General features: G+C 71.8%; 16 protein-coding genes. 4 read left to right on the top strand and 12 right to left on the bottom strand.

Annotated features, from left to right (window positions below; all coding sequences use genetic code 11):
* Positions 1-2 precede the first annotated feature (2 nt).
* The 3 genes from P2Q00_RS31685 to P2Q00_RS31675 are packed head-to-tail and all read left to right on the top strand — an operon-like array spanning position 3 to position 1,909.
* The gene (locus P2Q00_RS31685) at positions 3-536 is read left to right on the top strand and encodes a hypothetical protein (protein WP_275776750.1); all 534 of its coding nucleotides are present in this window, start codon (positions 3-5) and stop codon (positions 534-536) included.
* Positions 533-991 (top strand): ferritin-like domain-containing protein, encoded by a 459-nt coding sequence (locus tag P2Q00_RS31680; protein WP_275776749.1) that lies wholly within the window; start codon positions 533-535, stop codon positions 989-991. Before P2Q00_RS31685 ends, P2Q00_RS31680 begins: the two co-directional genes overlap by 4 nt.
* Before the next feature lie 27 nt (positions 992-1,018).
* Positions 1,019-1,909: an aminoglycoside phosphotransferase family protein gene (locus P2Q00_RS31675; RefSeq protein WP_275776748.1), complete on the top strand. Its 891-nt coding sequence runs from the start codon at positions 1,019-1,021 to the stop codon at positions 1,907-1,909.
* A 75-nt stretch (positions 1,910-1,984) separates the two neighbouring features.
* Here P2Q00_RS31675 and P2Q00_RS31670 read toward each other — a convergent pair whose 3' ends face one another.
* The 4 genes from P2Q00_RS31670 to P2Q00_RS31655 are packed head-to-tail and all read right to left on the bottom strand — an operon-like array spanning position 1,985 to position 6,070.
* Entirely contained in the window at positions 1,985-3,205 is a 1,221-nt protein-coding gene (locus P2Q00_RS31670) for a metal-dependent hydrolase family protein (protein ID WP_275776747.1), read from the bottom strand.
* Entirely contained in the window at positions 3,202-4,653 is a 1,452-nt protein-coding gene (locus P2Q00_RS31665; RefSeq protein ID WP_275776746.1) for a sodium:solute symporter family protein, read from the bottom strand. The genes P2Q00_RS31670 and P2Q00_RS31665 overlap by 4 nt, the downstream gene beginning before the upstream one ends.
* On the bottom strand, positions 4,650-4,847 hold the full coding sequence (locus P2Q00_RS31660) for a hypothetical protein (protein ID WP_275776745.1): 198 nt from the start codon (positions 4,845-4,847) through the stop codon (positions 4,650-4,652). Before P2Q00_RS31660 ends, P2Q00_RS31665 begins: the two co-directional genes overlap by 4 nt.
* A complete protein-coding gene (locus P2Q00_RS31655) occupies positions 4,829-6,070 on the bottom strand; it encodes a M20 metallopeptidase family protein (RefSeq protein ID WP_275776743.1) in 1,242 nt (413 codons plus the stop codon). Before P2Q00_RS31655 ends, P2Q00_RS31660 begins: the two co-directional genes overlap by 19 nt.
* 143 nt (positions 6,071-6,213) lie before the next feature.
* On the opposite strand from P2Q00_RS31655, the gene P2Q00_RS31650 reads away from it, so the two are divergent.
* A complete protein-coding gene (locus P2Q00_RS31650) occupies positions 6,214-7,218 on the top strand; it encodes an Lrp/AsnC family transcriptional regulator (RefSeq protein WP_275776742.1) in 1,005 nt (334 codons plus the stop codon).
* A gap of 78 nt (positions 7,219-7,296) precedes the next feature.
* On the opposite strand, the gene P2Q00_RS31645 is transcribed toward P2Q00_RS31650, so the two are convergent.
* The 8 genes from P2Q00_RS31645 to P2Q00_RS31610 form a co-directional block, all read right to left on the bottom strand.
* Positions 7,297-7,506, bottom strand: a complete 210-nt coding sequence (locus tag P2Q00_RS31645; RefSeq protein ID WP_275776740.1) for a ferredoxin — start codon at positions 7,504-7,506, stop codon at positions 7,297-7,299.
* A gap of 1 nt (position 7,507) precedes the next feature.
* Complete coding sequence (locus P2Q00_RS31640) at positions 7,508-8,266, bottom strand: NADH-ubiquinone oxidoreductase-F iron-sulfur binding region domain-containing protein (RefSeq protein ID WP_275776739.1); 759 nt, start codon at positions 8,264-8,266, stop codon at positions 7,508-7,510.
* Positions 8,263-8,844, bottom strand: a complete 582-nt coding sequence (locus tag P2Q00_RS31635; protein ID WP_275776737.1) for a ferric reductase-like transmembrane domain-containing protein — start codon at positions 8,842-8,844, stop codon at positions 8,263-8,265. Before P2Q00_RS31635 ends, P2Q00_RS31640 begins: the two co-directional genes overlap by 4 nt.
* Positions 8,841-9,863, bottom strand: a complete 1,023-nt coding sequence (locus P2Q00_RS31630; RefSeq protein WP_275776736.1) for an FAD:protein FMN transferase — start codon at positions 9,861-9,863, stop codon at positions 8,841-8,843. Before P2Q00_RS31630 ends, P2Q00_RS31635 begins: the two co-directional genes overlap by 4 nt.
* Positions 9,863-10,177, bottom strand: coding sequence for a hypothetical protein (locus tag P2Q00_RS31625; RefSeq protein WP_275776735.1), 315 nt, complete (start codon positions 10,175-10,177; stop codon positions 9,863-9,865). Before P2Q00_RS31625 ends, P2Q00_RS31630 begins: the two co-directional genes overlap by 1 nt.
* A gap of 111 nt (positions 10,178-10,288) precedes the next feature.
* Positions 10,289-11,992 carry a proline--tRNA ligase gene (locus P2Q00_RS31620; protein ID WP_275776734.1) on the bottom strand — a complete coding sequence of 568 codons (1,704 nt, stop codon included), beginning with the start codon at positions 11,990-11,992 and terminating at the stop codon, positions 10,289-10,291.
* A gap of 73 nt (positions 11,993-12,065) precedes the next feature.
* Complete coding sequence (locus tag P2Q00_RS31615; protein WP_275776733.1) at positions 12,066-12,632, bottom strand: GNAT family N-acetyltransferase; 567 nt, start codon at positions 12,630-12,632, stop codon at positions 12,066-12,068.
* Between the two features lie 66 nt (positions 12,633-12,698).
* The gene (locus tag P2Q00_RS31610; RefSeq protein ID WP_275776731.1) at positions 12,699-13,547 is read right to left on the bottom strand and encodes a GNAT family N-acetyltransferase; all 849 of its coding nucleotides are present in this window, start codon (positions 13,545-13,547) and stop codon (positions 12,699-12,701) included.

Raw genomic sequence — 13,547 nt, 5'->3', positions numbered from 1 at the left:
TCGTGTCGTACCCCCCGCCCTCGCGCAACCCCTCCGGGCCGCGCAGAAGATCCCTGCTCGCCACGGCCGCCGGCGCCGCCCTGTTGGTGGGGTGCTCCTCCGGGTCCGGGGAGTCCGAGGAGAGCACCAGTGGCAGTCCGTCGGTCGCCGAGAAGGCACGCGCGCGTGCGGCCCGGGACAGTGTGGGGTTGCTCGGGCGGTACGACGCCGTGATCGCCGCGCATCCCGCTGTGGCGGAGCAGCTGCGGCCGCTGCGGGCGGAGGTCGTGCGGCACGCGGAGGCGTTCGGGGGGACGGCCGGGAAGGCTTCCCCGACGACGCCGGAGACAGCGCCGGAGACGGCGTCGTCCCCGTCCGCCGCTGCGCCGGTCGACGACAAGGACGCCCTCGCCGACCTCGCCGCCGCCGAGCGGGCTCTCGCCGACCGGCGCAGCACGGCCCTCCTCGACGTGCCGGGCGAGCTGGCGCGGCTGCTGGCCTCGGTGGCAGCGGCCGGGGCGGCGCATGCGTATCTGCTGACGGAGGCGGCCAAGTGAGCAGAGAGAAGGAGCTGAAGGCCCTGCAGGCGGCGCTGGCCGCCGAGCATGCGGCGGTGTACGGCTACGGGGTCGTCGGTGGGCGGATCCGCCCGGGACGGCGTACGGAGGCCAGGTCGGCGTACGACGCGCACCGGGCCCGCCGTGACGCGCTCACGCGTGAGGTACGGGACCTGGGCGGCACGCCGGTGGCCGCCGCGGCGGCGTACGCGCTGCCGTTCCCGGTGCCGGACTCGGCCGCGGCCGTGCGGCTCGCCGCCGAGCTGGAGGACCGGGTGGCCGGGGTGTACTCCGACCTGGTGCGGGCGACCGAGGGCGAGCGGCGGCGTGCGGCCGCCGGGGCGCTGCGGGAGGCGGCGGTGCGGGCGGTGCGCTGGAGCGGCGAGAGCGTAGCCTTCCCTGGGCTCGCCGAGCGGGCGGCCGCCGCCTCGGCCTCGCCGGCACCCACGGCGTAACGCGTACTGGAAGGGAACGACTCGCGCATGGCTTTCGCACCGCCGCAGCGTCTGGTCAGGGCGCTCGGTGAGACGGCACCCGACGGCGACGACTGGCTGGAGAAGCTGCCCGAGGCGGCCCAACAGGCCGTCGCACTGCGCGAGTTGACGGTGGAGAGGGTGCAGGTGCCCGGCGGGCGCAGCAGCCTTGTCGTACTGGTGCGGCGGCCCGACGGGAGCCCCGCCGTGCTGAAGCTGGCACCGCCGAGGGCTCGTCCCGAGAGCGAGCGGAATGCCCTCGCGCACTGGGGCGGAACCGGTGCCGTACAGCTGCTGGACGAGCCCACGGTCGAGGGTGTGCTGCTGTTGGAGCGGCTGCACCCGGATGTCTCCGTGCGGTCGTTGCCCGAGGCTAAGGCGCTGCTGGAGGCGGCGGGGACGTTGCGGCGGCTGTGGGTGGAGCCGCCGGGTGACCATCCCTTCGAGACCGTCGCCGAGCGGACGGGGCGGCAGGCCGAGGCGATGAGGGGCGCGTCCGCGGACGCGGCGGTGCTGGTGAGCGGGGCTCTCGAAGCGCGTGCGGAATTGTTGGTTGCGCCACCGGAACAGCGGTTGCTGCACGGGACGTTTCGGCAGAGCAAGGTGCTGGCGGGTGAGCGGGCTCCTTGGCTGGCCGTGGGGCCGGATCCCGTGGTCGGGGAGTGTGCGTTCGATCTCGCGCGGCTGGTGCGGGACCGGGTGGAGGATCTGATCGCCTCGCCGTCGGGTGCGGCGACGGCTCGGCGGCGGGTGAAGCGGCTCGCCGAGTCGCTGGATGTGGACCCGGAGCGGTTGCGGGGGTGGGCGTTGTTCCGGGCGGTGGAGTCGGGTGTGCGGGCACTGCGCGTGGGGCGGGCCAAGGATGCGGAGTTGTTGTTGGAGTTTGCCGGGTGGCTTTGAGGGGCTTGCGGTTCGTTGCGGGGTGCGGGTTCGTTGTGGCTGGTCGCGCAGTTCCCCGCGCCCCTTGAGGGCGTCTCACTTCCCCATCGCTACTTGCACCCCTTCCTTCCATACCTCCGTGATGTTGTCGGGCAGCGCCGTCAGGTCGTACGCGTCGCCTTCGACCAGCACCAAATCGGCGCGGCGGCCCGGCTCCAGGACGCCCAGGTCGTCGTAGCCGAGGAGGCGGGCCGAGGACGACGTGGCCGCTGCGAGGACCTGGCCGGAACTCATGCCGCACGCCTCCATCAGTGGAAGCTCGTCCAAGTTGCTGCCGTGCGGGCCGATGCCGCTGTCCGTGCCCATGGCTATGGGGACGCCCGCCGCTGCCGCCCGGCGTACCGAATCGGCGTGGGTCTCGGCGACCTCCCTCGCCTTCCGGACCATGGCCTCGGGGATCTGGATGCCGGATTCGGCCGCGCGGATCACCGCCACCGGGGCGATCAGGGTGGGGACCAGCCAGGTGCCGCGCTGGAGCATCAGGTCGATTGCCTCGTCGTCGAGGTGGATGCCGTGTTCGATGGAGCGGACTCCGGCTCGGACCGCGTTCTTGATGCCCCCTGCGCCCTGGGCGTGGGCCATGACGTAGCGGCCCTGGGCGGTGGCCTCGGCGACCAGGACGTCCAGTTCGGGTGGGGTGAACTGGCTGTGTCTGGGGTCGTCGCGCGGGGAGAGGACGCCGCCCGTCGTGCAGACCTTCAACACCTCCGCCCCTGCCCTCAGCAGTGTGCGGGCCGTGCGGCGCAGCTCGTCCGGGCCGTCCGCGATCGCCGGTGGGCGGCCCGGGTGCGGGACCGCGAGGCCGGCGCAGTTGCCCGAGGGCATCCAGTTGTCGCCGTGGCCGCCGGTCTGGCTGATCAGGCCGATGGAGATCTGGACGCGGGGGCCGGGGACCAGACCGTCCTCGACCGCCTGTTTGACGCCCAGGTCGGCGCCCGCCGCGTCGCGGACCGTGGTGATGCCGGCTTCGAGGGTGCGGCGCAGATTCACCGCCGCTTCGAAGAACTGGTACGAGAAGGGCTTCTGCAACGCCCCCAGCAGGCCTATGCCGTTGAGTGTGAGGTGGACGTGGCAGTCGAACAGGCCCGGCAGGAGGGTGCGGCCCGTGCAGTCGACGTGGGTGTCGCCGTCCAGGCCCGGCCCCACGTCGACTATGCGGCCGTCGGCCACGACCACGTCGGCGGGGGCCGGATCGGCGCCGGTGCCGTCGAAGACGAGGCCGCCCGTGAAGACCGTACGGAGTCCTTGCTCGCTCATGCGGTCACTGCCACGGACTCGTCGCTCTCCGGTTCGGGAGAGGGCTTGCGGGTCACGCGCTCCGCGGCTGCCGCGAGGGCGAGCACGACGATGTTCGCGCCCAGACCCACCAGGCCGACGTTGACGTTCCCGGTCAGGCCCTTCTGCCAGAACGTCAGCCAGATGACGACCAGTTCCCCGACGAAGAGTCCCGCCAGGACGGGGACCTTGCCCACCGGGCGACGGGCCAGGAAGCCCAGGGCGATGGCGGGGGCGAGCTGGACCGTGCCGCTGTAGGTGAGCAGGAGGAGGTTGGCCAGCAGGTCCGGGCGGTAGATGGCGAGGAGCAGGGAGAGGCCGCAGGCGGCCACCACTGTGCCGTGGTTGATCCAGAGCTGCTTCCGCTCGTCCCGCACCCGTGCGATGTTGCGGGCCACCAGGGACGAGATGCCGATCAGGATGCCTGCCGCCGGCACCATGGCCGTCGCGATGGCCGCGACCACGACCAGGCCAGTCGCCCACGTCGGCAGCACCTGCTTGCTGAGCGTCAGCAGGATGCCGTTGGCCGGGGTGCCCGGCTTGAGCACGAGGACGGCGGCGAAGCCGACGACGATGGGCATCAGGAGGCAGAGTTCGTACAGCGGCATCCAGGTGTAGTTGCGGCGCAGCACCTTGGGGTCGCGGGCGGACATCACGGCCGGCCAGGCGTGCGGCAGGCACATCAGGCCGACGCCGATCATGCTGACCAGCATGCTGGTGGTGAACCAGACCCGGTCGGCGGGGCCGGAGTGGATGGTCAGCATCTCGGGGTGCAGTCTGTCGATGCGGTGGAACATCGCCGTCACTCCGCCGGTGAAGTGGGCGGGGATCGCGATGAGGAGCACGGCGAGGACGACCAGCATCACGACGTCCTTGAAGTACGACGTCATCGCCACGCCGTGCAGGCCCGCCCAGAGCACGAAGGCCACGACCAGGGCAGAGCCGATGATCATGCTGAGTGTGCCGGACGCCGAGTCGCCGGTGACCAGCTGCACGATCAACCCCAGGCCGGTGATCTGGAGTTGGAGGTACGGCAGCACGAAGACGACGCCGAGGACGGCCGCCACCGTGCCGAGCAGCCTGCTGTCGTAGCGGTCCTCCAGGTAGTCGCCCTGGGTGAGATAGCCGCGCTCCTTGCCGAGCGACCACAGCCGCTTGGCGAGGAAGAACAGCACCATGTAGCCGATGGGGACGTACGGGAGGGCGTAGAGGGCCGCCACTCCGCCACTGAAGGCCAGGCCTGCCATGCCGAGAAAGGTGAAGGTGGTGAACACCTCGCCGGCCTGCAGGAACCACATGCTGACCGCGCCGAAGTTCCTTCCTCCCACGGCCCATTCGGAGAGGTCGGCGGCGGGCTTGCGGCGGCCGACGAAACCGAGGACGCCGATCAGCGCGATACCGGTGAAGGTCATGACCAGGATCGTCGTCACTTGTCGGTCTCCTCACGGTTCATGAGGCGCTCCGTGAGGAGCAGCGCGGGTGTGCACATCACGCACCACACCGCGCCCCACACGAGCATCCGGGGCAGGCCGAACCACAGCCCGTCGGTGTTGACGAACGGCAGGAACGGCATGAGGACCAGCCCCAGGGCGGGTACGGCGGGGATCAGGTGGTAGGGGCGCACGGAACCTCCTTGGCGAGACGGTCGAGACTGTCGAGGCGGCGGACGGCGAGTTCGGCGAGCAGGGCGGCCGCGTCGGACAGCACTCCGTCGTCGAAGGCGGCGAGCGGGGAGTGGTTGCTGGGCGCGGTCTCCGGGTCACCGGTGGCGTCGGCGCCGAGGAAGACGAAGGCGCCCGGCACCCGGTCCAGGACCCGGGAGAAGTCCTCCGAGCCGGTGATCGGGTCGGCGAGCGGCTCGAAGCGCTCCTCCCCAAAGGCCTCGCGGACGGTGGAGGCGAGGAAGTCGTGCTCGGCGGTGTCGTTGACGGTGACCGGGTATTCGGGCACGAAGTCGACCTCGGCGGTGAGGCCGTGGGCGGTGGCGATGTCCTGGCAGAGGCGTACGGCGACCTCGGCGGCGCGTTCCGCGGCGGTGGCGGAGAAGGTGCGCACCGTCGCCTCGAAGGAGGCGTCGTCGGGGATGACGTTGCGCCGGGTGCCGGCATGGAAGACGCCGACGGTGACCACGACCGGGTCGAAGACGTCGAAGCGGCGGGTGACCATCGTCTGCAGCGCGGTGACCATCTCGCAGGCCGCCTGGATCGGGTCGAGGGCGGCGTGCGGGCGCGAGCCGTGGCCGCCGGCGCCGACCACGCGGACGTGCAGGCCCGCGGAGGCCGCCATCAGCGGGCCGGGGCGGGAGGCGAAGACGCCGGTCGGGTACGACGACGAGCTGACGTGCAGTCCGTAGGCGGCGTCGACCGGGCGGCCCGCCGCCTGCAGCACACCCTCCTCGACCATGTGCCCGGCGCCGTCCCAGCCCTCCTCCCCGGGCTGGAACATGAACACCACGTCCCCGGCGAGGCTTTCGCGCCGGTCGGCGAGCAGCCGGGCGGCGCCGACCAGACCTGCGGTGTGCAGGTCGTGGCCGCAGGCGTGCATGGCGCCGTCGATGCGGGAGGTGAACTCCGCACCGGTGCGCTCGGTGACGGGCAGGGCGTCCATGTCACCGCGCAGCAGCACGACGGGGCCGGGCCGGGCCTCGGGGGCGCCGCCGCGCAGAACGGCGGTGACCGAGGACAGCGAGCTGCCGGTGCTGATCTCCAGCGGCAGTCCGTCCAGTGCGGCCAGCACCTTCTCCTGCGTGCGCGGCAGCTGCAGTCCGATCTCCGGTTCCCGGTGCAACGCCCGGCGCAGGACGGCCAGTTCACCCTGGAGTTCACGCGCATCGTCTCGCAGACTCATCCCTCTCCCCTCACCCGTGTCACCCGTGCACCACTTGTCGCGTGTATTGCCCACGTGGTCGGCAATGATGAGAGGGCAGCGCGGCGTCGCGCGGGAATTGGCGGAATACGCCGTTCAGGGGCCCCGAATCCGAAGGATCCGCCATGCTGTCCGAAACCGACCTCGCTCTGGTCAACGCCCTCCAGATCAGCCCCCGCGCCCCCTGGTCGCTGATCGGGCGGGCGTTGGGCGTCGGCCCGGTGACGGTCGCCCGGCACTGGGAGCGGCTGGTCGAGCGGCGCGAGGCCTGGCTGACCGCCTATCCGGGCCACACGGTCGGGGGGCAGCTGGTCTTCGCCTTCGTCCAGGTCGACTGTGCGCCCGGCGCGGCCGTACGGGTGGCGCGGCAGGTGGCTGCCGACCCGCATGTGGTGGCCGTCGACCATGTCGCCGGGCCCTGCGATCTGATGGTGCACCTGGTGGCGGCCGACCTGAGGGCGGTGTCGCGGTATGTCGTGGACCGGCTGTCGGGGCTGCCGGGGGTCGTGGCGACTCGGCCCCTGGTGGCGCCCCACCTGTACACCGAGGGCAGCCGCTGGCAGCTGCGGGCGATCTCGAGCAGTCAGCGCGGCACACTCGCCGCGGCCGCGCCCCCGTCCCCGGCCGGGCCGCCCCGCTTCGGCGAGCTGGACCGGGCCCTGCTGCTCGCCCTCGGGGAGAACCCGCGGGCCGCGCACGCCGAACTGGCCGAGCGGCTCGGCGTCGGCGCCAGCACGGTTCGCCGTCATCTGAACGGGGCCCTGGCGGGCGGGGTGATCCGGCTGCGCTGCGAGGTTGCGCGGTCGCTGTCCCCGGCGCCGGTGACCATGCTGCTATGGCTGCGGGTGCCGCCGGATCAACTGGAGCGGTCGGCACGGGCGTTGGGGAGGTTGCCCGAAGTGCGGATGTGCGCCGCTGTGAGCGGCACTGCCAATCTCTTGGTTGGTGTGTGGCTGCGGTCTCCTGCCGATGCGGTGGGGCTGGAGAGCGAGATGGTGGGGAAGTTGTCGCGGCTGGAGATTGTGGATCGGGCGGTTACTTTGCGGGCGGTGAAGCTTGGGGGGTGCCTGCTGGATGAGCGGGGCCGTATTGCTGGGCGGGTGCCGATGGATTTCTGGGCGGATGTTTAGGGCGGTTCAGCTCGGGCGTGTGCGTTGTTTTCGGACTGCGGGTGTGTGGGGGTTGATCGCGCAGTTCCCCGCGCCCCTTCAGGGCGCTCCACGCACCGTCAGTTTCACAGCTAGGGCCGGGCAGTCTGATGCTGCTCTGCGGGCTCGCTTCACTGTTCTCGCGGGGACGGGTGTTCCGTCGACCTGGGGGTAGCCCCACTCGTCCAGGGTGATGTGTTCGGGTAGGAGTTCCGCGCACAGGCCGTGGCCCTGGCAGGACGTCCAGTCGATGTCGATTCGCTGGTCCATGTCAGGCCTCCTGAGGTACGGGCAGCAAGGGCGTGCGGTCGGTAGCCGTGCACAACCCCCTTGCGTGGGCGTCGAGTTCGGACGCGAAGGTGGTCAGCGCGCTGCGTACCAGGCGGACCGTGCCGTCGGGGTGGTGGCAGGCGCCGCGGCCCTCGACGAGGCCGGACCAGCGGGCGACGTCGGTGCGGGTGGTGCCCTGGGGGCCAGGAGTGGCCAGGGTCCGGAAGGCCGTGGCGATGCGCGGGAGGCCGTTGAGGCAGGGGCCGCACTGGCCTGCCGACTGGAGGGCCAGGTAGCGCAGGACGCGGGCGGTTTCGGCGAGGCCGCAGCGGTCGGTGGGGAGGGCGGCGAGGGCCGACTCCAGGTAGGACGCGCCCTCCTCGACCGCAAGGTACGCCTGCGCCGCACCGACCGCCCTGGCCGCCACCTGGATTCCGTCCAGGACGAGGTGCGGCGACAGCGCCAGCAGCGTCTTGTCCTTGCGGCTGGCGGGCTCACCCTCCGCGCCGTTGGCGACGACGACGGGAGTACGGCCGGTGCGGCGACCGGACTCGGCGACCGCGGCGAGCTTGCGGTGCACGGGGAACGCCGCTCCCCCGCGGCCGGTGAGGCCGGCTGCGGCGACGGTTCTCAGGAGGGCGGCCGGGTCGCCGTACGACAGTGGCCCGTAGCGCTGCTCGTGCGTCGTGAGGTCGGCCGGGGTGCCGCCGGGGGCGAGCAGCCGCGGGGGCATGTACAGGTCGGGCAAGGTGGCGGTCATGAGCGGGCTCCTTCGGCCGTGCGGAGAAGGGCGGCGGGGGTGCGGCGGGCGGTGCGGGCGGAGTGCGCCACGCGGAGGCCTCCGGCGGTGAGGACCGTGCCCACGCAGGCGATGGTCAGCCAGGTCATCCAGTCGGTGCCGGTGTCCGTGCCGATGCCTATGCCGTGGATCAGGGCGACCGGCCAGGAGGCGTAGGCCAGCCAGTGGACGGCGCGCCAGGTGCGGTGGCCCATCCGGGCGCGGAGCAGGCTGGTGATCAGTACCGCCAGCATCAGGTCGACGGCGACTGTGCCGAGGCCGAGCCAGAGGGGCTGGTAGTCCGATGCGAAGGGGATCAGGACATCTACGACGGTGATGTCGACGTAGCTGTCGATCACCGCGAGTGCGATGTGCAGGGCCAGGAAGGCGGTGGCGGAGAGGGAGAGGGTGCGGTGGAGGCTGATCGTGCCGAAGCGAGGGAGGCCGGGGATCCTGCCGCGGAGCTTCACCGCGATGCCTAGCAGGACCACGACCGTGAAGAGGACGAGGCAGACGGCTCCCGTGGCGCGGTTGGCGTACCAGAGGGTTTCGCTCGTCATGCGGCTGTCCCCCGGTGGGGGCTGGTCGCGCCCCGCGGCGGAGCCGCTGATCGACGCAGCCCCGCGCCCCTTGGGGTGGTTGGCCAGCCCGGGGTTGTGATGACCAGGCCCTGCTGGCTCACCAGACGTGCCGGCAGCCCTCGCCTTGTCAGCCAGCGTTCCGCGCCCGCGCCCTTCACCAGGGCTGCCGTCGTCGCAGCGTTGGCTTCCCCGCAGGTGGCCGCAGCGACCGAGACCGTGCGCCAGGAGGAACGGACCGGCAGGCCCGTGCCCGGGTCGACGATGTGGTGGAGGTCTTGACCCCCGCGGCGCCAGTTGCGGGCTGCCGTACCCGATGTGGCCAGGCCGCCGCTGTGCAGGCCGACCGTGGCGTACGGGCCCTGCGCGGGTGTTTCCTCCACCGGGCCGGTGATGTCCTGGATGCGGATCTGCCAGCCGTCCGCCGGGGGCTCGCCCGCGACGGCGGTGTCGCCGCCCAGGCTCACCAGGACTCCGCAGCCTGCCGTCTCGGCGAGCATCGCGGCGGCCTTGTCGGCGGCCCAGGCCTTGGCCGTGGCGCCCAGGTCGAGGCGGACGCCGGCCGGGACGGCGACCGTGCCGGTCGCGCGGTCGAGCTGCACGGTGCGCCAGCCCGGGACCCGCTTCACGTTGAGCCGTACCGGGCGGTCGTCCTCCTGGACCAGCGTGAAGTCGCGGTCGTAGCCGATGGCATCCATCGCCGAGCCGACCGTGGGGTCCACGGCTCCGTCGGTCGTCCCGGCTGCGTGCAGGGCGACCGCGAGGGCCTCCGCGAGCAGCGGGCTGACCCGGACGGGACGGCCCGCCGACTCGTCGAGGGCGGCCAGTTCCGAGTCGTCGCGGAAGCGGCTGCAGGCGGCGTCGACCTCGGCGAGGTGCCGGGCGAGGAGCAGGCTGCAGGAGTCGAGCAGCGCCCGGTCGGTGACGACCAGCCGGACGCCGGTGCCGAGGGCACGCCAGTCGGTGGCGGCCGAGGTGCGGGGCTCCAGCTGCGTGCCCATCACGACGCCCCCGAGGTGGAGTCGACGGAGCCGCCGGAGGAGGAGGTGAGGCCGCTGGAGGAGGACTTGGAGCCGCTGCTCGACGAGGACGAGTCACTGGAGGAGGACGAGCTGCTCGACGAGTTGTCCGTCGAGCTGCTGCTCGCGGTTGAGCTCTTGCCCTTGCTTGCCGAGGTGTCGGCGTCCGCCTGCATGGTGCCGGTGAGAGCGAAGACTCCCGCGGTGGCCGCGAGCGTGATCGCTGCCGCGACAGCCGCGGTGCGCCGGGCGCCTGTGCGGACGAGCGCCGCGGCACCTCGTTCTCTGGTTGTCATGACCGTTCCCCTCCCATAGTGACGCTCTGTCACGCACTACGGTCGGGGAACGGCCTGAGAGAAGTCTGTGAGATCCCTTTAGGGGCTCAGAGACCTTTCTGAGAAGTCGCTTTATGCGGTGAGGCGGGCGATCGCCTCGTCCACCGTCAGCTCCTCGCGCTCACCGCTCCTGCGGTCCTTCAGCTCCAGGACACCCTCGGCGGCGCGACGGCCCGCGACCAGGATCTTCGGTACGCCGATCAGCTCGGAGTCGGTGAACTTCACGCCCGGGGAGACCCCGGCGCGGTCGTCGACCAGGACGCGCAGACCGGCCGCCCGCAGCTTCTCGGAGACCTCGAGCGCCAGCTCGATCTGCAGGGCCTTGCCCGCGGCGACGACGTGTACGTCGGCGGGGGCGACCTCGGCCGGCCAGCACAGGCCCTGCTCGTCGGCGGTCTGCTCGGCGAGGGCGGCGACCGCGCGGGAGACGCCGATGCCGTAGGAGCCCATGGTGACCCGGACCGGCTTGCCGTTCTGGCCGAGGACGTCGAGCTTCAGCGCATCCGCGTACTTGCGGCCGAGCTGGAAGATGTGGCCGATCTCGATGGCGCGGTCCAGCTTGAGGCCGGTGCCGCAGTTCGGGCAGGGGTCGCCGTCCTGGACGACCACGACGTCGACGTACTCCGCGACCTCGAAGTCACGGCCGGCGAGGACGTTCCTGGCGTGGATGCCGGCCTTGTTGGCGCCGGTGATCCAGGCGGTGCCGGGGGCCACGCGCGGGTCGGCGATGTACTTGACCTTCTCGCCCAGGCCCTGCGGGCCGACGTAGCCGCGGACCAGGTCCGGGCGCCCGGCGAAGTCCGCCTCGGTGACCATCTCGACGATCCCGGGTGCGAAGTGCGCCTCGACCTTGCCCATGTCGACCTCGCGGTCGCCGGGGACACCGACGGCGACGATCTCGCCGTCGACCTTCACGAGGAGGTTCTTCAGGGTGGCGGAGGCGGGGACCTCCAGGAAGGCGGCGAGGGTCTCGATGGTGGGGGTGTCCGGGGTCGGGATCTCCTCCAGCGCGGCCACGCCCTCGGCGTCCACCGCCTTCAGCTCGTATGTGATCGCCTCGGTGTTGGCCGCGAAGTCGCAGTTCGGGCAGTCCGCGAAGGTGTCCTCGCCTGCCTCGGCCGGGGCGAGGAACTCCTCCGACTTGGAGCCGCCCATCGCGCCCGCGGTCGCGGCGCAGATGCGGTAGTCGAGGCCGAGGCGCTCGAAGACGCGCTGGTAGGCCTGGCGGTGCAGGGCGTAGGACTGGGCGAGGCCCTCGTCCTCGGTGTCGAAGGAGTACGAGTCCTTCATCAGGAACTCGCGGCCGCGCAGGATGCCGGCCCGCGGGCGGGCCTCGTCGCGGTACTTGTGCTGGATCTGGTAGAGGATGACCGGCAGGTCCTTGTAGGAGGACGCCTGGTCCTTCACCAGCAGGGTGAAGATCTCCTCGTGGGTCGGGCCGAGGAGGTAGTCGCCGCCCTTGCGGTCCTTGAGGCGGAACAGCTCGGCGCCGTACTCGTCCCAGCGGCCGGTGGCGTCGTACGGCTCCCGCGGCAGCAGGGCGGGGAGCAGCACCTCCTGGGCGCCGATCGCGTCCATCTCCTCGCGGACGATGCGCTCGACGTTGGCGAGGACCTTCTTGCCGAGGGGCAGCCACGACCAGATGCCGGCCGCGGTGCGGCGGACGTAGCCGGCGCGGACGAGCAGCTTGTGGCTGAGGACCTCGGCGTCCGCCGGGTCGTCACGCAGCGTCTTCGCCATCAACTGGGACATGCGTTGGACCGGTGCGTTCGCCATGGTTCTCGTACTCCTGCTGCGTAAGGGTGATGGCAAGGAGGTTAGCCGGGGGGCCGGTGCCGGTGGAAATCCGTTACCGGCGCCGCAGGGGCAGTGGTGCGCCCATCACGGCGTACGGCTTCGGGGCGCTCGGGAAGAGGACCTGGCGGGCCAGGTCCTGGTAGCCGAGGGAGTGGTAGAGGCCGCGGGCCGGGCTGTCGGCGTCGATCGCCGAGAGGATCGTGCGGGGCTCGGTGGCGCCGTCGGTGATGGTGGTGATGAGGGAGCGGCCGATGCCGCTGTTCTGGTGGCGGGGGTGGACGTGCAGCTCGGTGATCACGAAGGAGTTGTCGAGCCAGCCGTCGTGGCCCTGGGCGCGGAGGTAGGGCTCGACGACGGTGGACCACCAGTGCGTGCGGTCGTTCGGCATGCCGTAGACGAAGCCGACCAGGCGGCCTTCGACGGTGGCGCCGAGCGCGCGGGCTCCCGGGTATGTCATGTGCCGCAGGACGATCTGCCGCCGTACGGCGACCTCGTCGGCGCCGAGTCCGAACGCCACGGCCTGCACTGCAAGGGCCTCGTCGACCCGGGCGGTCAGGTCGAGGGGGCCGATCACCACGTCTTCGGGATGGCGGTGTCCGTGACCGGGAAAGCGCAGCATGCCGGGGAGACTACAGGTCTCGTACGAGGCTCAGAACAGCACTGTGAAGTGCGGCCGGAAGTGCGACTAGAAGAGAACGCTCATGAACGCGCCGACCTCCTGGAACCCCACCCTCTGGTACGCCCTTCGCGCCGGGGTGTTGAAGTCGTTGACGTAGAGGCTGACTATCGGGGCCACGTCCGACAGTGCGTACCGCAGCACTGCCGCCATGCCGGGGGCGGCGATCCCCCTCCCCCGGTACTCGGGGGCCACCCATACCCCCTGGATCTGGCAGGCGTGGGGGGTGGCAGCACCGATCTCCGCCTTGAAGACGACCTTGCCGTGCTCGTCGAGGCGGGCGAACGAGCGGCCGGATCCGACCAGTTCGGCGACCCTGGCCTGGTACAGCAGCCCGCCGTCCCCGGCGAGGGGCGAGACGCCGACCTCCTCGGTGAACATCGCCACGCACGCCGGCATGATCGTCTCCATCTCGTCCTTGCGGATGCGGCGGACGTAGGGATCCGGGGCGATGCCGTCGGGCATACGGTCGGTGACCATGAGGGGCTGGTGGGCGCGGACCTCGCGGGCGGGGCCCCAGCTGGGTTCGAGCAGGCGCCAGAGCAGGGTGGTGGCTTCGACGGGGCCGACTATCGACGAACAGCGGCGACCGGCTCTGCGCGCGCGGTCGCCGAAGGCGCGCACGGCGCGCGGGGTGGCGCAGATCGGGACCAGGTTGGCGCCCGCGTAGCAGAGGGAGGTCAGCATGCCCTCCTCGTAGAAGCCCCACATCTCGCCGCCGAGCCGCCATGGGTCGAGGCCCGCGACCTGCACCCGCGACGTCACGAAGGCGTTCGCGACCGGCTCGCGGTCGAGGACGGCGAGCGCGGCGTCCAGGTCGCTCGGTTCGAGCACCCGTGAGGTGGTCTGCGTCAACAC

It is taken from the genome of Streptomyces coacervatus (assembly GCF_029223485.1).
Taxonomy (GTDB): Bacteria; Actinomycetota; Actinomycetes; order Streptomycetales; family Streptomycetaceae; genus Streptomyces; species Streptomyces coacervatus.
This window is presented reverse-complemented; position numbering and strand designations above follow the sequence as displayed.